This window comes from Alkalihalobacterium sp. APHAB7, from assembly GCF_048323755.1.
In the GTDB taxonomy this organism is placed as follows: Bacteria; Bacillota; Bacilli; order Bacillales; family Bacillaceae_F; genus Alkalihalobacterium.
Genome location: NZ_JBLWFS010000007.1, coordinates 115,053 through 131,926 on the forward strand (window position 1 = coordinate 115,053; position 16,874 = coordinate 131,926).

The following is a 16,874-nucleotide window of genomic DNA, read 5'->3' on the forward strand; positions in this document are numbered from 1 at the left end:
TTTTTTATTTCGTGTATTGACTTGGTTTATACCTCTAAAAATTAAATTAACCATTAAAGGAGAGATGTAGATGCAGCGAGGTAAGTTATTAATTATCGGATTTGGTCCTGGTAGTGAACAGCATATGACCTTTAGAGCGAAAGAAGCGATTGTAGAAGCTGATTCCATCATCGGTTATAGTACATACGTTGATTTAATTCGTCCGCTAATTACAACTCAAGAAATTGTCAGAACTGGTATGACAGAAGAAGTGACCCGGGCACAAGAAGCTGTTCGCCAAGCGGAAACAGGAAGAAAAGTTGCCGTCATTTCTAGTGGGGATTCAGGGGTTTATGGTATGGCTGGCCTTGTATATGAAGTTCTCATCCAAAAGGGCTGGCAAGAGGAGACGGGTGTTGAGGTAGAAATTATACCTGGCATATCGGCTATTAATTCCTGTGGTTCGTTATTAGGAGCGCCGATCATGCATGATGCCTGTACAATCAGTTTAAGCGATCATCTAACACCGTGGGAATTAATTAAAAAGCGGGTAGATGCTGCTGCCGAAGCAGATTTCGTTATTGCGTTATACAATCCACGAAGTGGGAAAAGAACAAGACAAATTGTTGAGACACAAAAGATTTTATTAAATTACCGTTCGCCAAAAACACCAGTTGGATTGGTGAAAAGTGCTTACCGAGAAAGAGAACAAATTGTTATTACCGATTTAGAGCATATGTTAGACCATGAAATCGGGATGTTAACCACTGTTATTATCGGAAATAACTCTACGTTCATTTATGACGGAAAAATGATTACTCCAAGAGGGTATCAACGGAAATATACGTTGAATGAGACTGAACAACACCTAAAACCACATGAACGGTTAAAGAAAGCAGCAGAACCGTGGGCACTTCATGGAGGCAAGGAAGATGAAAAAATAACAGCTGACAGACCGCTCAGTTCGCGTATGTTAGCAGAAGAGGCAATTTCAAAGCTAGAAATTAAAACAAAACCTTTAGAAAGTGACCAACAACAAGGTGTCTCTTTTCAACAAGAAGATATTTTTGAGTTTGCGGTTTCACCAGGGATTGCTAATAAAAAAATAACGCCGAAACAATTGGCGACATTGGTGGAAACGGTAGGAGATGAAGCAACACTTGAGTATACCCCGGATCACTTAATCAAAATATCTGTTAAGACATCTAACCCAAATGAAATTGCGGAGAGCTTAACAAGTGCAGATTTTTTATTGCTCCCAATAGGTAAAGTGGTCAACATAAAAGCATGTGATTTTTGTGATGGTGAAAAAGCCGATTCTATTCCACAAGTGGAACAACTTCAAAAACGAGTTGGTGGAATGTCTGTACCCAAGCAAATGAATATTGGATTTAATGGCTGTGGAATGGCTTGCTATAGCGCACCTACAAATGATATTGGGATCATTTATCGTAAGAAAGGGTTTGATCTGTTTTTAGGAGCTAAAACGACCGGGAGAAATGCTCATGTCGGACAACTTGTTGCTGAAGGGTTGGAAGGCGAAAAGCTTGTCGACCTTGTTGTTAGGATCGTAGAAGATTACAAAAATCGAGGATTACCTAATGAACGGTTTCATAAGTTTTTTAAACGAGTACAAGTTGTTGAAGGGTTTTATTACAAGGAAGTTCCCGAGCAAGTGGTAGTAGATATGGCTTGTGGGGATTAAAAGACAGTTCTGAATAAAAAAGGAGGAAGCGCAATGAATGCAATTTTATTTATCGGTCACGGTACAAAAAAGCGGGAAGGTAATGAACAACTGCTTCAATTTGTTGAGTCAATGAGAGGTGATATACCGTATCCAATCGTTGAAACTTGCTTTTTAGAGTTTTCCACTCCGACGATACGTGAAGGGATAAAGCGATGTGTGGATCAAGGAGCAACGAAAGTCGCACTCGTTCCAATGATGTTTTTTTCAGCGGGGCATGCCAAAATTCATATTCCTGTTGAAATTGATGAAGCGAAAGCCATGTATCCACATGTTGAATTTACTTATGGTAGACCAATCGGTGTTCATGATAAAGTGTTTGATATTTTACAATCACGTCTGCATGATGTTGGCTTTTCTAACAAGAAAGGAAAAGATGATCTCGGCATTTTGTTAGTCGGCCGTGGCAGCAGTGATGCAGATGCGAATAGTGAACTATACAAGATAGGTAGATTGCTTTCTGAAAAATTAGGGATGGTTAATGTCGAACTGTCATTTATTGGTGTAACTTCACCTACAGTTGAAGAAGGTGTTGTCAGATCCATAAAGCTTGGAGTGAAGAACATTTATATTATTCCTTACTTTTTCTTTACAGGAATATTAATGGACAGAATGGCTGAAAAGCTTCAAGCCTTTCAAGTTGAGTATCCAGAATTACATTTCTCGATGACTGAATTTTTTGGTTTCCATCCTATTCTGAAAACAATTTTTGTGGAGAGGGCACAAGAGGCACTGCAAGGGGAAGCAAAACTCAATTGTGATGTTTGTTCTTACCGGATACATGCAATGGAACATATGGATATACATCATCACCACGACCATGACGACCATCATGGACATACTCATCATCACACCCATAATCACGAGGTTCAAAGGTAGGATGAAAAATGATTTATATAATAGCTGGGACAAGTGATGCAAGGGAATTAGCGATAACACTAAGAGATGCAGAGCATGGCATCATTGCTTCGGTCGTAACAGATAATGCAGCCATTTCTCTTCGCGAAGCGAATATTGATACCGTTGTTGGAAGACTAACCGCTGAAGAAATGGCGGTGTTTATTGAAAAAAGAAGAATACAAATGATCGTCGATGCTTCTCACCCATTTGCGGAAGAAGCATCGAAAAATGCAGTTGAAGCGAGCCGTCTCTCACAAGTACCTTATATTCGCTATGAACGGGAAGAGTATCAAGGTCATACTGGTCAGATTATGAATGTTTCTTCTTATAAAGAAGCAGCACTACTGGCCAAAGACAAAAAGGGTACGGTTATGCTTACAACTGGAAGTAAAACACTTCAAATTTTTACAGAGCACCTATTGAATGTAAATGGGATTCGATTAATTGCAAGGATGCTTCCACGTAAAGATAACATGGAAAAATGTGAGGAATTAGGCGTTGAACAAAAAAATATTGTAGCGATTCAAGGTCCTTTTTCTAAAGAGTTAAACATCGCATTGTTTAAGCAATATAATGTAACACTTATGATCACAAAAGAAAGTGGAAAGGTCGGTTCTGTGGATGAAAAAGTTGAAGCGGCAAAAGAACTAAACATACCGATTGTAATGATTTCAAGACCTAAAATAGACTACGGCATCGTTTGTAGATCTTATGAGGATGTTTTAGAAATGATAAATCAAAAAGTTGAGGTGTTATAAATGGATTTTCAAACAGAATTTAAGCCATTAACTGTACAACCACAAGAAATTGAAGGGTTAAGTTTTCAGATGATCACTGACGAGTTAGGTGAACACGATTTTACGGAAGAACAATATCCAGTCGTTCAACGCATTATACATGCGTCTGCTGATTTCGAGTTAGGGCGTAGTGTTGTTTTTCACCGAGATGCAGTTCAAGCCGGTATTCAAGCCATTCGTTCGGGAAAGAAAGTAGTTGCTGATGTACAAATGGTTCAAGTGGGGATCAGTAAGCCGAGGATTGAAAAGTTTGGTGGTAGTGTTCAGGTTTATATATCTGATCAAGATGTCATGGAAGAAGCCAAACGTCTCAATACGACACGGGCGATTATCTCCATTCGCAAAGCTATTAAAGAAGCTGAAGGTGGAATTTTTGCCATCGGGAATGCACCTACCGCATTACTCGAGTTAATTCGTTTAGTAAAGAACGGTGAGGCACGACCAGGACTTGTTATAGGGATGCCAGTTGGCTTTGTATCAGCTGCTGAATCGAAAGAAGAACTTGCTAAATTAGATATTCCATTTATTACGAACATCGGACGTAAAGGAGGAAGCCCAGTTACTGTCGCTGCGTTAAATGCATTATCAATTATGGCTGAAAAGCAGGGATAGAATATGAGAAAGAAAGTTGAAAAAGACCCGAAGGATATGCGGCATGGATATACAACAGGTGCTAATGCAACGGCAGCAACAAAAGCCGCTTTACTTTCACTCATCTTGCAGAAAGAAGTGAGACAAGTGTCCATTCGTTTACCTAATAGTGATGTGGTAACTTTCAACATGGAAAATGTACGGTTCACTGACCGTAAAGCAAGCGCAACCATCATTAAGGACGGTGGGGATGATCCTGACGCGACCCACGGAGCCCAAATTATTGCAACCGTTCAATTAAGTCATGATGAAGGAGTTCATTTAGATGGTGGTGTCGGGGTAGGAAGAGTGACAAAGCCTGGTTTACCAGTAGCTGTCGGTGAAGCTGCCATCAACCCTGTACCTCGAAAAATGATTATTGAGGCGGCTTTAGACGTATTAGAGAAATTTTCTCTCATAAAAGGTGTAAGTATTGTCATTTCTGTTCCTGATGGAGAAGAAATTGCGAAGAAAACATTAAACGGTAGGCTAGGCATTATTGGAGGCATTTCAATATTAGGGACAAGAGGAACAGTTGTACCCTTTTCAACTTCAGCGTTTAAAGCGAGTATTGCTCAAGCTATTTCTGTAGCTGTGACAAACGGATGCGATCACTTATTTTTAACGACAGGTGGGAGAAGTGAAAAGTTTGCCATTGAAAATTATCCTGAAGCTAAGGAAGAAGCTTTTATTGAAATGGGTGATTTCGTCGGATTTGCTTTAAAGCAATGTAAAGCAAAAAAAGTAAAGAAAATAACGCTTGTTGGAATGATGGGGAAATTTTCAAAAGTAGCTCAAGGGGTTATGATGGTGCACTCTAAAAGTGCGCCAGTTGATTTCAATTTTCTAGCTGAAGTAGCACAAGAAGCAGGAGTTCCAAACGAGTTACAGGAAGAAATTCGTGGAGCTAATACTGCATCCCAAGTAGGGACACTCATGTTGGAGCATGGGCATCATGCCTTTTTCTCAAAGTTATGTCAATCGATAGGTTATATGAGTCTCAAAGAAATTCGAGGTGGATTAGATATAGAAGTCTATATTATATCAATGAATAAAGAAGTGTTAGGAAGAGAGGTTGTATTATGGGACAACCCATTAAAGTGATAGGAATAACGGATGGCGGAAAATCTAGTTTATTACCCATTTATGAAAAGTGGATTAATGAATGTGAATGTTTAATAGGGGGAGAACGTCATCTTAGCTTTTTTCCAGATTTCAATGGTGAGCGTATTACATTAAAGGGGAACTTAAAGGCTATCGTAGATCGACTTCAGTCTTCAACGAAAAGGTGTGTTCTGTTAGCTTCTGGAGACCCTTTATTTTACGGGATTGGTAGTTATCTAGCAAAAAAAATCCCCGTCGAAATCTATCCTAATGTCAGCTCAATTCAGGAAGCTTTTGCAAAAGTACAGGAAAGTTGGCATGATTGTACGTTTATTAGTGTACATGGACGTGCGATGAAAGGGTTAGCTCAAAAGATCGATGGCAAGAAAAAAGTTTGTCTATTAACAGATGAAATGAACACCCCAGCAAGTATTGCAAAGTATCTTCTTTCATACGGGATGAAAGAGTATGATGCCTATGTAGCAGAAGCACTCGGTGGAGAAAATGAAAAAGTGGTTTCACTTTCGTTAGAAGAAATGTCCACTTATGAAGGCCACCCGCTCAATATCGTTATTTTAAAATGGAATAAAAAAGGTCCAACTTGGTCAATTGGAATATCAGATAATGAATTTAAACAAAGAAAGCCGGATAAAGGTCTGATTACGAAAAAAGAAGTGCGAGTTCTTAGTTTAGCAGAATTAAATATTCAAGAGGACTCAACCATATGGGATATTGGCACATGTACAGGGTCTATGGCAATTGAAAGTGCAAGAATTGCTAGACATGGTCAAGTATTTGCGATTGAAAAAAATCAAGCAGACTATGAAAACTGTTTAGAAAATACGAAGAAGTTTCGAACGGATATTACAGTGACATGTAATAAAGCCCCAGAAGGACTAGATGAGTTTCCTGATCCAGATGCCATATTTATTGGCGGAACAGGTGGAGAAATAAAAGAACTATTAAAAATCTGTGTCGACCGTTTAAAAGAAGGAGGACGAATAGTTCTCAATGCAGCCACGATTGAAACTCTTTATCTAGCAAATGAAACTTTTCATTCGCTAGGGGTTGCAACATCGATTCGTCTCGTACAGATTTCAAGAAGTAGACCTATCTTACATATGAACCGTTTTGAAGGTTTAAATCCAATCTATATTATTACAGCAACAAAGAAGGAGGAGCAATAAATGACGATCGGAACCATTTATGGTGTTGGGGTAGGCCCTGGGGATCCAGAACTAATTACGATTAAAGCCTACAGGATGCTTAAAGAAGCAGATGTTGTTGCTTACCCCAAGAAGAGAAAAGGTAGTAAAAGCTATGCTTACCAAATTGTAGAACAATATATTGATACAGAGAATAAAGAAATGCTCGGCCTTGTGTTTCCAATGACAAAAGCCCAAGAAATTCTTGATAGAGAGTGGCGGACGATTGTTGATCAAGTATGGGAGTGTATTCAACAAGGAAAAAATGTTGCTTTTGTAACAGAAGGTGACACGATGTTATACAGTACATTTATTCATATGTACCGCTTAATGAAGCTGCTTCATCCAGAAGTTAATATTGTATCCATTCCTGGTATATCGAGTGTAAATGGGGCTGCATCAAGGCTAGGCATTCCTCTTGCTGACGGTGATGATTGGACCGGGATTATTCCAGCAACGGACAACCGGGATGACATGAAAAAAGCACTACAAGATCATGATGGACTGGTGTTTATAAAAGTAGCCAAAGTATTACCAATGATAATTGAACTATTAGAAGAGCTAGATTTAATTGATAAAGCGACAGTCGTCACAAAAGTAACATCAGGTGAGGAATATATTTGGAAAGATGTTCGTGAATTAAAGAATGCTGAACTCGAATATTTAACGTTAATGTTAGTAAGAAAGTAGGTGAAACCATTGTTGGAAGCAAAAGTTTATATTGTGGGAGCAGGTCCTGGAGATCCAGAACTAATAACAGTCAAAGGTCAAAATATCTTAAAGCAAGCCGACGTCATCTTATTTACCGACTCTCTTGTGAACGAACAATTAATGGAAGTAGCAAAATCAGATGCGCAAGTATTAAAAAGTGCAGGTATGAATTTAGAAGAGCTTGTTGACTGTATGGTAACGAATGTTAAACAAGGGCGAAGTGTCGCACGAGTTCATACAGGCGATCCTTCTGTTTATGGTGCGATCTTAGAGCAGATGCGTTATTTAAAACGTGCTAATGTGGATTACGAAATCATTCCAGGTGTTAGTTCAGTATTTGCAGCTGCTGCTGCTGCCCAAATCGAGTTGACGGTTCCTGAATTAACGCAAACCGTTATTCTCACTCGAGCAGAAGGGCGCACACCGATGCCAGAACGAGAACAGTTAAAAGATTTAGCAAGTCATCATAGCTCGACATGTTTATTTTTAAGTGCCACATTAATTAAGAAAGTAGTGAGAGAGTTTCTAGAAGCAGGATGGCTTGAGACGGATCCAGTTGTCGTAGTCTATCGTGCCTCATGGCCAGATCAAAAAGTGGTTAAAACAACATTAGGTCAATTAGATGAAACGATGAGGTCAGAAGGAATTCGTAAACAAGCGATGGTTATCATTAGTAAAGCAGCCAATGAGCAACTTTTGATGGAAGAAGGAAAATATGAATCTAAGCTCTATGATAAATCGTTTACCCACGGTTATCGTATAGGGGAGTCAGTTAATGGATAACATTGCAATCGTTGCCATTACAAAGCATGGAGTGGAGTTAATTCGAGAATTAAGTTCATCCATACCTAAAGCGGATTTATACTACATGAGAAAGTTTGAACAGGGTGATGAAACGGAAAAAAATATTCAATTATTCGAAGGTTCCATTCGACTTTTATTACCTGATATGTTCAAAAGATATGATGGAATCATTATGGTGATTTCATTAGGAGCCGTTGTGCGAATGATTGCGCCGATATTAATAGATAAGAAAACGGATCCCGCGGTAGTAGTGATTGACGATAAAGGAGAATTTGTAATTAGTGTGCTTTCAGGTCATATTGGTGGGGCTAATGATTTAACACGTGAAGTGGCTTCCTTCATTAATGCGACTCCAGTAATTACTACAGCATCTGATGTGCAAAAGACGATTCCGGTGGATATATTTGGACGTGAATTTAGCTGGGTAATTGAAGACTTTTCAAATGTCACACCAGTAAGTGCAGCTGTTGTGAATGAGGAACCACTTCTTATCTTGCAAGAATCAGGTGAAAAAACTTGGTGGAAACATGAACGGCCACTACCGAAGCAAATGAAAGTGGTACAATCGTATGAAGAAGCAATGGATATCGATTTTAATGCAGCACTAGTTATTACTCATAGAATTTTATCAAAAGAAGAAGAACAAAAGCTATTAAAGAATGGAGTTTTATACCGTCCCAAATCTGTTTATTTAGGGATGGGTTGTAATCGTGGGACGAGTGCGGAGGAAATAAAAAAAGTCATTTCCGAAACGTTGAAAGATCAACACATATCCATTCAATCGGTGAAGTCGATTGCAACCATTGATCTGAAAAAGGATGAAGAAGGGCTGATCCAAGTATGTGATGAATTGGGCTGGGATTTCCTCTACTATACTCCAGAGCAACTAAACACGGTTCCGATAAAAAATCCGTCTGAAACGGTTTATAAATTTACCGGTGCTTATGGTGTCAGCGAACCGGCGGCACTACTAGCAGCTGGAGTAGATGAGCTTCTATTAGAAAAAAAGAAAAGTGGCAATGTAACGATATCGATTGCTGTTAAAAAGTAAGGGTGTGACATGATGCAACGAAGAATAGTGATTGCAGGAACAAATAGTGGAGTTGGAAAGACGACGTTAACAATCGGCTTAATGGCGGCCTTTAAAAAGAAAGGCTTAACTGTTCAAGGGTTTAAGTGTGGGCCGGACTATATTGATCCTAGTTATCATACAGCTGTGACAGGGAGACATTCCCGAAATGTCGATAGTTGGATGCTAAACCATGACATCGTTAATGATATTTTTGTTAATGCAAGTGAAGATGCGGACCTTTCAATCATCGAAGGAGTAATGGGTTTTTATGATGGAAAAAGCCCAAAAAGTAATAGTGGCAGTACAGCTGAGATTAGCCTACTTCTTCAAGCGCCAGTGATCTTAGTAGTTAATATTGCGAGTATGGCTAGAAGTGCGGCTGCGATTGTTAAAGGATATCAATTACTTGATCCAAATGTAAATATTGCCGGTGTCATTTTAAACCAAGCTGGTAGCAAAGGTCACTATGAACTTTGTAAAACAGCCATTGAACAAGAATGCGATGTTCCAGTGGTCGGGTACTTATTAAAAGGTGATGGCTTACATATTCCAGAACGCCATTTAGGATTAATCCCTGCGATTGAACGAGGTGAACTCGACGAATTTTTCAATGAACTTGGTGAAGTAGTCGCTGATCGAATCGATTTAGATGAGTTATTAAAAATATCAGAACAAGGCCCAGTTCTCCAACCTAAAACGGATTTATTTTTAAAGCAGAAAGAGGAAGAATTCAAAGTCAAAATTGCCGTAGCTTATGATTCTGCGTTTAACTTTTATTATCGTGAAAACTTTAAGTTGTTGGAAAAAGCAGGTGCAGAACTTATTTTCTTTAGTCCTCTAAAAGGAGAAACGTTACCGGCTGGAGTAGACGGTTTGTACATTGGCGGTGGTTTCCCGGAAGAGTTTGCAAAAGAGCTATCAGAAAATGCTCAAGCTAGAAGAGATATTAAAGATGCTATAACAAATGAACTGCCTACCTTTGCAGAATGTGGAGGGTTTATGTACTTAACAGATTCCATTACTAATAGTGAAGGGCAAACATACCCGATGATTGGTGTCATACCTGGAAAAGTAAAGATGCAGAGCAGTTTAGCCGCCCTCGGGTATCGACAAGTAAAAGCTATCGATGGGACGTTTCTTTTAGACAAAAATTCAGAAGCTCGTGGTCATGAGTTCCATTATTCAACCTTTGAAAGTGATAAAGAAGATTTTCAAAGGGCTTATTTTGTAAAAGCACTTCGTGGTGAAAAAGAAGAGGGTTATAAAACAGATCATCTAGTGGCTGGGTATACGCATATTCATTTTGCTTCTAATCCAGATATGGCAAAGTCCTTTGTTGAGAAATGTTTAGAGTATAAGGAGAAGAAGAATGATGCAGAAAATCAATGAAATATTGTCCCAAATCAAACCGCTAGATGAACAAGTGATGAATAACGTCAGCGAACATGTCGACCAATTAACAAAACCAATTGGAGCGCTCGGTAGGATAGAAGAGATAGCTATTCAATTAGCAGGAATTACAGGGAAAGAGCGGCCAACTGTTAAAAAGCCTGCCATAGTGGTCTGTGCTGGAGACCATGGCATTGTTTCAGAAGGTGTTTCCGCGTACCCACAAGAAGTTACCAAATTAATGATCCATAACTTTTTCATCGGTCGTGCTGCGATTAATGTTCTTGGAAATCAAATCGGGGCAACTGTAACCGTAGTGGATGTCGGCGTTAATGGAATACTCGACCATCCAGCATTAGTCAAGAAAAAGGTAAAGAACGGCACTAATAATTTCCTTACAGAAGATGCGATGAGTGAGCAAGAAGCTGTTCAAGCAATTGAAGCGGGTATGGAAGTTGCTCAAAGCTTAATTAAGCAGGGACATGAGTTAATTATTATTGGGGAAATGGGAATTGGAAATACAACGGCTAGCAGTGCATTAATTGCATCTTATACAAAAGTCGCCGTACAAGATGTTGTCGGTCGTGGGACTGGACTCAATGCAGACGAACATCAACATAAAATAGCAATCATTGAAGAAGCTCTAAGACGTCGAAATGTAAACAATGCCTCGGCACTTCAGGTGTTAGCTCGTGTCGGAGGACTTGAAATTGCAGCGATGACGGGAATTTTATTACAAGCTGCAGCAAATCGTATGCCTGTAATCGTCGATGGGTTCATTTCGACTGCAGCGGCATTAGTCGCTTATGAACTGTGCCCTACGATTAAGGACTATTTAATCATTAGCCACCAATCGGTCGAACCAGGGCATAAGGCTGTATTTGAGTATTTAAATAAAAAGCCATTGCTTTCGCTCGATTTAAGATTAGGAGAAGGAACGGGAGCGGCATTAGCTTATCCACTACTAGATGCGGCAACACGAATTTTAACCGAGATGGCAACTTTCGCTGATCTAGGAATCGAAAAGAAAAATGAGGCAACAGAAAGTACGGTATAAAGGCGGGAACGAAATGAAAAACGGAAAGGTGTACTTAGTTGGCGCAGGACCGGGTGACCCTAAATTAATTACGGTCCGAGGCTTGGAGTGTATTAAGACATCGGATGTCATTATTTATGATCGATTAGCGAACCCATCTTTACTTGATTATGCGAATGTAAGTGCTGAGTTTATATATTGCGGAAAGCTACCGAAGCAGCATACGTTAAAACAAGAGCAAATCAATGAATTATTAGTGACCAAAGCAAAAGAAGGAAAAGTGGTCACTAGACTAAAAGGTGGCGACCCTTGTGTGTTCGGTAGAGTAGGTGAGGAAGCAGAAGTTTTGGCCAGCCATAAAATCCCATATGAAATTGTTCCAGGTGTATCGTCTGGAATAGCTGCACCAGCTTATGCTGGCATACCTGTAACTCATCGTGATTACGGTTCTAGCTTTGCGATGGTTACAGGGCATTTGCAAAACGAAGAAAATAATGAAGTTAAGTGGAGTGCATTAGCAAATGGAATAGATACGATCGCTTTTTATATGGGCGTAAAAAACTTACCTTTAATCTGTAACCAGTTAATTCTTCACGGAAAAAAGTCCTCAACTGCGGTAGCTATAATTGAATGGGGGACAACGGAAAAACAAAGGGTTGTTGTAGGTACGTTAGAAACGATCGAACAGAAGGCGAGAGAAGCTAGTATCTCTCATCCTGCTATTATCCTAGTTGGTGAAATTGTAACTTTACGAGGAAAGATCAAGTGGTATAAAGAAGATGCTTTAGGAGTGTCTTAACATTTCTTGAAGATCTCAACTACCAAATATAGATACAACTCCTTTTAGATTGTATCTATATTTGGTGCAAGAGTTTATTTAATTTTTAGACCGTTTTTACCCACAAGTTGAAACAAATAAAAAGTTTTTGACAAACGAGAATAGTAGCGTATAATACAAAACGTAATGATTACGATTTATAAAAGGAGGACGATAAATGCAAGCTGACATGAAAAGCGACACCTCTCCTAAGTTAATACATAAGAAAAAGATACTAAATGTTTCACATCTACTCTTTGTTTTCATATTAGCGAGTATATTAATTACTTCGATGACCGCAGCTGTGATGATTGGTCCTGTTTCTATCTCACCATTAACTGTTTGGAAAATAGCCTTTTCTAAACTGCCAATCCTAAACGAATTCATCGTTCAGGATTGGTCAAAATCACAGGAACAAATTATATGGGAAATTCGGTTTCCAAGGGTCTTATTAGGTGCAGTAGTAGGAGCAGGACTAGCTGTTGTCGGTGTGGCTATTCAAGCTTTAGTTCGTAATTCATTAGCGGATCCATTCATTCTTGGCGTATCATCTGGGGCGTCTGTCGGTGCAACGTTAGTCATCATCTTTGGTGCATTCAAGCTATTTGGTCAATATGCATTGTCAGCAGCAGCTTTCTTAGGTGCACTGGTATCAGTATTACTTGTTTTTATGCTTGCACAAGTACGTGGAAAAATATCTACTGTCCGCCTGCTTTTAGCAGGAATTGCTGTTTCGATGATGTTATCTGCCGTTACGAGCTATATCGTTATCTCTGCTCCGCGAGAAGAAGGAATAAGAGATGCAATGTTTTGGATGATGGGTAGTTTGGCTGGTGCCAAATGGGAGCAACTTCCCGTCCCTTTTTTCTCGTTAGTTATAGGCATCGTTATTTTAGTTTTATCCTATCGTCCTCTTAATTTACTTTTGATGGGAGACGCAACTGCTACAACGCTAGGTATGAATATTGATGTGTTTAAGAAATTTTTAATCTTACTAACGGCTTTATTAACTGGAGTTATGGTCTCTGTGAGTGGTGCGATCGGATTTATCGGATTAATGGTACCACATATCGTCCGGTTAATGGTTGGTTCTGATCATCGAAGAGTGTTAATTGTCAGTAGTTTAATAGGTGCGATTTTTCTAGTATGGGCAGATGTGGCTGCAAGAACTGTAGTTTCACCTCAAGAATTACCAATAGGTATTGTTACAGCAATATGTGGTGGTCCGTTTTTTATCTGGTTATTAAGAAGAAGTAACTATTCTTTTGGAACAGGGGATGGTGGAAAGTAGTGGAGGTTTCAGTCCAAAATGTAATAACGAAAATTGACCATAAGCCAATTATTCAAAATATCAATTTTCACGTGAATGATGGAGAGTTTGTTGGTGTGATTGGACCAAATGGCAGTGGGAAATCAACATTGTTAAAAACGATTTATCGTATTTATGCACCTTCTAACGGGTCCATACTTGTTAACCAGTCGAATACAAATAAGTGGAAAAATCGTTGCTTTGCTCAAAAAGTAGCTGTTGTTGGTCAGGAAAGCTCAGTGCCATTTGATTTTACAGTAGAAGATATTGTACGTATGGGCAGGCATCCACATAAGCGATTATTAGAAAAAGATAATGAATACGATGAAACAATAGTTACCCGATCGCTAAACGAAGTTGGAATTGAGCATTATCGAAATCGGAGCTTTTCAGATTTGTCAGGTGGTGAAAAGCAAAGGGTATTAATAGCTAGGGCCCTCACGCAGGAACCAAAATTATTTATATTAGATGAGCCAACAAATCATCTTGATATTCATCATCAATTACATCTTCTGGATGTTGTGAAAGGCTTGAAACTGACGTCTTTAGCTGCATTACATGATTTAAATTTAGCAGCTGCTTATTGCGATAAATTACTAGTTATAAATAAAGGGGAAATCGTTGCAGAAGGTTCACCAGAGCAAGTGTTAACAGAAGAGCTATTAGCCGATGTGTTCTGTGTTAATGGGACTATCATTAAGAACCCAATTACTGAGAAAGTCCATGTTTTATATACTTCAAAAACGGTGGCTAAATCAAAAGGGGAAAACTTACGATCTTTTGCTTCGCATATTTAGGAGGAAGGAATGGGCGAATATCAATGTAATTTTTGTGGATTTCAATATGAAGAAAGAAATGGCGATACGAAAAACGGAATTCCAAAAGGAACACCATTTGAACAGTTAGCTGGGTCCCTTTGTAATCGCTGCGGCATGCAGGGGGAACGGCATGAAAGACAACAGACTAAACCTTATATTGGCCTTGAAGCCGAGTATTTCGATCTTTTTACTGGAAAAAGTGGTGTGAAATTCTTTAAACAAATGATTAATACTACTTCTGAACCTTCTGTATTAGAGCTAGGAGTTGGTACTGCCAGAATCGCGTATGAATTAGCTTTTGAGGGAGTTGATGTCATAGGGCTCGATACGAGTGAAGATATGCTGGCGATAGCTGAAAAGAAAAGAAAAAGGTTAAGTGATGTTTCCAAGTTAGTTTTACTATACGAGAATGCATTAGATTTCACCTCTTCTATCAAGAAGTTCAGCCATGTTTTACTAACAGAAGGTTTTTTACAACATTTCCTGTTACCAGAAGAGCAGCTACAAGTTTTAGCAAATGTAAAGAACCATCTAGTTAACGGAGGTTTAGTAGCGGTAGATATTATCATTCCACCCAACGATAGAAGTTGGAAGATGAGACAATGTAAATATTGGGGGAAAAAACGGATATATCAAACAATTGAAGGACAAACTTACTTACCTCAACAGACATTTGAAACAACTATAACCTATGAAACATATGAACAAAATAATGAAGTATCTCGATTTAAAGTAGACAGGGAGTATAGTCTAATACTTCCTAGAGAGATGTGTTATCTATTAAAAGCAGAGGGCTTTGAAGTAATGGATATGTTCGAAAACTATCAAACTAGCTATCAACGTACTTCGCCAACAACATTAATGCCTTACTTAGCAACAAAAAGAATTGGAGCGGTATTAAAAAGAGATGAATTACTTAGTGAGAATATAAATGATCTTTCACGTAATCTCGAACCTTATAAAGGTGAGGTTTGGACAAATGGGGGGTATCCATTCCCCATTCAAGGAGACGTAACAGACTACCAATTAAGTAATCGTTGGACAATTATTGCCAAATATACGACGAAGGAGAATGTAATATGAAAAAATTATATAAAATGAAGTCGATTTTATCAGGTCTTATACTAACATCTATACTGCTAGTTGGGTGTGGACAGGAGACAGGAACAAACGAAGAGGTTACAGGAACGAATAGTACACAATTAGAAGAAAGTGAAAAGGTCGACCAAAATGAATATGAAGCAACTGAAATCGAAAATAACGAGCAGCTGTTAGTGTTCACTGAAGCGCCTAAGCGTGCCGTTACATTAAATCAACATGTGACAGAAGTGATGTTAGCCCTAGGTTTAGAAGAGTTTATGGTTGGAACCGCATATTTAGATGATGCCGTTTTACCAGAATTTAAGGAAGCTTATGAGTCAATACCTGTTCTCTCGAATCAATACCCATCGCAAGAAGTGTTCCTAGCAGAAGAACCAGATTTTGCTTATGCAGGATGGGCAAGTGCATTTCGTGAGGATAATATCGGTACTGTTGAACAATTAAAAGAGTTTGGCATCAATGCGTACTTACATGAGTCTTCTAGTAAAGTGGGACCGACAATTGATGATATTTATTCAGATATTCGAAATATAGCACGTATCTTTAACGTTGAGGAAAGAGGAGAACAATTAATTGCTTCAATGGAAGAAGAACTAATTGATATACAAAAAGATATTCCAGAGGTAACAGAAAAGAAGAAAGTATTTGTATTTGATAGCGGAGATACGGCACCTTTTACAGTGGCGCAAAATTTTCTGAATTCGTTAATTACGCTAGCGGGAGCAGAAAATATTTTTAGTGAGATTGATAAAAACTGGGCCGAAGTAAGCTGGGAAGAAGTAGTGGACCGAGATCCTGAAGTAATTATCATTGTTGATTATGGCGAAACGACGGCTGAAGAGAAAAAAGAAACATTACTGAGTCATCCAGCCCTTGAGGATGTCACTGCTATAAAAAAAGAGAACTTTATAGTAATCCCATTATCTGCAGCTGCAGAAGGGATCCGAGCGCCATATGCTTTAGAAATTTTAGTGAACGGCCTATACAAATAAAGTTCAAGTGTTGTTCATTGCTCATCTGATGAATTCGTACTAGAATAAATAATAGAATACAAGCTAGATGAGAGGCATGAAAAAAATGAACAAACAAATATCTATATTGCTTTCCGTTTTTATTATACTTTTTGCTTTAATTGGATCATTGGTTAAAACGACAGAAGTCGCACCAGCTAATGCCCGAATGATAGTCGATCATTCCCTTAACGTATATGTTGCCCCTCCTTGCTTTAATGAAGCTGATGTTACTAACTTTTTAGAGGAAGTAACACTGAAAGATGCGATTGATATGGAGTACAGACCCGATTCAGACTGTACGGAAAGTTCATTAATAGGTGAATCAAGAACGCTAATTTCTCTATTACTTGAAACTGTAGGGCTTCGTACAGGAAAGTGGGATCGCGATGGGGAATGGCAATTACAATAATTATAGTTTTCGATTTAAGTGATTTGCTTTACCCAA

General features: G+C 38.8%; 17 protein-coding genes. All 17 read left to right on the plus strand.

The genetic code is table 11. The features are described from left to right. The first annotated feature begins 70 nt into the window (after positions 1-70). The 17 genes from cobJ to ACNSTQ_RS09630 all read left to right on the plus strand — a co-directional run bounded on the left by cobJ (position 71) and on the right by ACNSTQ_RS09630 (position 16,838). Positions 71-1,684, plus strand: coding sequence for a precorrin-3B C(17)-methyltransferase (gene cobJ / locus ACNSTQ_RS09550; RefSeq protein ID WP_418199613.1), 1,614 nt, complete (start codon positions 71-73; stop codon positions 1,682-1,684). A gap of 33 nt (positions 1,685-1,717) precedes the next feature. Then, on the plus strand, positions 1,718-2,602 hold the full coding sequence (locus ACNSTQ_RS09555; protein ID WP_418199614.1) for a sirohydrochlorin chelatase: 885 nt from the start codon (positions 1,718-1,720) through the stop codon (positions 2,600-2,602). 8 nt (positions 2,603-2,610) lie between these two features. Beyond that, positions 2,611-3,381 carry a precorrin-6A reductase gene (gene cobK, locus ACNSTQ_RS09560; protein WP_418199615.1) on the plus strand — a complete coding sequence of 257 codons (771 nt, stop codon included), beginning with the start codon at positions 2,611-2,613 and terminating at the stop codon, positions 3,379-3,381. Next, positions 3,382-4,032, plus strand: a complete 651-nt coding sequence (locus ACNSTQ_RS09565) for a precorrin-8X methylmutase (protein WP_418199616.1) — start codon at positions 3,382-3,384, stop codon at positions 4,030-4,032. Between the two features lie 3 nt (positions 4,033-4,035). Continuing rightward, a complete protein-coding gene (locus ACNSTQ_RS09570) occupies positions 4,036-5,154 on the plus strand; it encodes a cobalt-precorrin-5B (C(1))-methyltransferase (RefSeq protein ID WP_418199617.1) in 1,119 nt (372 codons plus the stop codon). Then, positions 5,133-6,341, plus strand: a complete 1,209-nt coding sequence (gene cbiE, locus ACNSTQ_RS09575) for a precorrin-6y C5,15-methyltransferase (decarboxylating) subunit CbiE (protein ID WP_418199618.1) — start codon at positions 5,133-5,135, stop codon at positions 6,339-6,341. The genes ACNSTQ_RS09570 and cbiE overlap by 22 nt, the downstream gene beginning before the upstream one ends. Further along, positions 6,342-7,049, plus strand: a complete 708-nt coding sequence (cobI, locus tag ACNSTQ_RS09580) for a precorrin-2 C(20)-methyltransferase (RefSeq protein WP_418199619.1) — start codon at positions 6,342-6,344, stop codon at positions 7,047-7,049. Between the two features lie 9 nt (positions 7,050-7,058). Continuing rightward, entirely contained in the window at positions 7,059-7,853 is a 795-nt protein-coding gene (cobM, locus tag ACNSTQ_RS09585) for a precorrin-4 C(11)-methyltransferase (RefSeq protein WP_418199620.1), read from the plus strand. Further along, on the plus strand, positions 7,846-8,925 hold the full coding sequence (locus ACNSTQ_RS09590) for a cobalt-precorrin 5A hydrolase (RefSeq protein ID WP_418199621.1): 1,080 nt from the start codon (positions 7,846-7,848) through the stop codon (positions 8,923-8,925). The genes cobM and ACNSTQ_RS09590 overlap by 8 nt, the downstream gene beginning before the upstream one ends. A gap of 9 nt (positions 8,926-8,934) precedes the next feature. Continuing rightward, positions 8,935-10,335, plus strand: a complete 1,401-nt coding sequence (locus ACNSTQ_RS09595; RefSeq protein ID WP_418199622.1) for a cobyrinate a,c-diamide synthase — start codon at positions 8,935-8,937, stop codon at positions 10,333-10,335. Further along, entirely contained in the window at positions 10,316-11,392 is a 1,077-nt protein-coding gene (cobT, locus tag ACNSTQ_RS09600) for a nicotinate-nucleotide--dimethylbenzimidazole phosphoribosyltransferase (RefSeq protein WP_418199623.1), read from the plus strand. Before ACNSTQ_RS09595 ends, cobT begins: the two co-directional genes overlap by 20 nt. 13 nt (positions 11,393-11,405) lie before the next feature. Beyond that, a complete protein-coding gene (gene cobA, locus ACNSTQ_RS09605; protein WP_418199624.1) occupies positions 11,406-12,170 on the plus strand; it encodes a uroporphyrinogen-III C-methyltransferase in 765 nt (254 codons plus the stop codon). Positions 12,171-12,480: 310 nt separating this feature from the next. Then, positions 12,481-13,479 carry a FecCD family ABC transporter permease gene (locus tag ACNSTQ_RS09610; RefSeq protein ID WP_418199691.1) on the plus strand — a complete coding sequence of 333 codons (999 nt, stop codon included), beginning with the start codon at positions 12,481-12,483 and terminating at the stop codon, positions 13,477-13,479. Beyond that, positions 13,479-14,294: an ABC transporter ATP-binding protein gene (locus tag ACNSTQ_RS09615; RefSeq protein ID WP_418199625.1), complete on the plus strand. Its 816-nt coding sequence runs from the start codon at positions 13,479-13,481 to the stop codon at positions 14,292-14,294. The genes ACNSTQ_RS09610 and ACNSTQ_RS09615 overlap by 1 nt, the downstream gene beginning before the upstream one ends. Before the next feature lie 9 nt (positions 14,295-14,303). Continuing rightward, positions 14,304-15,398 (plus strand): methyltransferase domain-containing protein, encoded by a 1,095-nt coding sequence (locus ACNSTQ_RS09620; protein ID WP_418199626.1) that lies wholly within the window; start codon positions 14,304-14,306, stop codon positions 15,396-15,398. Continuing rightward, positions 15,395-16,408: an ABC transporter substrate-binding protein gene (locus ACNSTQ_RS09625; protein ID WP_418199627.1), complete on the plus strand. Its 1,014-nt coding sequence runs from the start codon at positions 15,395-15,397 to the stop codon at positions 16,406-16,408. Before ACNSTQ_RS09620 ends, ACNSTQ_RS09625 begins: the two co-directional genes overlap by 4 nt. An 85-nt stretch (positions 16,409-16,493) precedes the next feature. Beyond that, positions 16,494-16,838, plus strand: coding sequence for a hypothetical protein (locus tag ACNSTQ_RS09630; RefSeq protein ID WP_418199628.1), 345 nt, complete (start codon positions 16,494-16,496; stop codon positions 16,836-16,838). Positions 16,839-16,874 lie beyond the last annotated feature (36 nt).

What these genes read in the sequence shown, in the direction of transcription:
- cobI (WP_418199619.1), top strand. Translation starts at nt 6,342, where the DNA reads ATGACGATCGGAACCATTTATGGTGTTGGGGTAGGCCCTGGGGATCCA.
- ACNSTQ_RS09620 (WP_418199626.1), top strand. Translation starts at nt 14,304, where the DNA reads ATGGGCGAATATCAATGTAATTTTTGTGGATTTCAATATGAAGAAAGA.
- cobA (WP_418199624.1), top strand. Translation starts at nt 11,406, where the DNA reads ATGAAAAACGGAAAGGTGTACTTAGTTGGCGCAGGACCGGGTGACCCT.
- cobT (WP_418199623.1), top strand. Translation starts at nt 10,316, where the DNA reads ATGATGCAGAAAATCAATGAAATATTGTCCCAAATCAAACCGCTAGAT.
- ACNSTQ_RS09555 (WP_418199614.1), top strand. Translation starts at nt 1,718, where the DNA reads ATGAATGCAATTTTATTTATCGGTCACGGTACAAAAAAGCGGGAAGGT.
- cobJ (WP_418199613.1), top strand. Translation starts at nt 71, where the DNA reads ATGCAGCGAGGTAAGTTATTAATTATCGGATTTGGTCCTGGTAGTGAA.
- cbiE (WP_418199618.1), top strand. Translation starts at nt 5,133, where the DNA reads ATGGGACAACCCATTAAAGTGATAGGAATAACGGATGGCGGAAAATCT.
- ACNSTQ_RS09570 (WP_418199617.1), top strand. Translation starts at nt 4,036, where the DNA reads ATGAGAAAGAAAGTTGAAAAAGACCCGAAGGATATGCGGCATGGATAT.
- ACNSTQ_RS09595 (WP_418199622.1), top strand. Translation starts at nt 8,935, where the DNA reads ATGATGCAACGAAGAATAGTGATTGCAGGAACAAATAGTGGAGTTGGA.
- ACNSTQ_RS09565 (WP_418199616.1), top strand. Translation starts at nt 3,382, where the DNA reads ATGGATTTTCAAACAGAATTTAAGCCATTAACTGTACAACCACAAGAA.
- cobK (WP_418199615.1), top strand. Translation starts at nt 2,611, where the DNA reads ATGATTTATATAATAGCTGGGACAAGTGATGCAAGGGAATTAGCGATA.
- ACNSTQ_RS09610 (WP_418199691.1), top strand. Translation starts at nt 12,481, where the DNA reads ATGACCGCAGCTGTGATGATTGGTCCTGTTTCTATCTCACCATTAACT.
- ACNSTQ_RS09590 (WP_418199621.1), top strand. Translation starts at nt 7,846, where the DNA reads ATGGATAACATTGCAATCGTTGCCATTACAAAGCATGGAGTGGAGTTA.
- ACNSTQ_RS09625 (WP_418199627.1), top strand. Translation starts at nt 15,395, where the DNA reads ATGAAAAAATTATATAAAATGAAGTCGATTTTATCAGGTCTTATACTA.
- ACNSTQ_RS09630 (WP_418199628.1), top strand. Translation starts at nt 16,494, where the DNA reads ATGAACAAACAAATATCTATATTGCTTTCCGTTTTTATTATACTTTTT.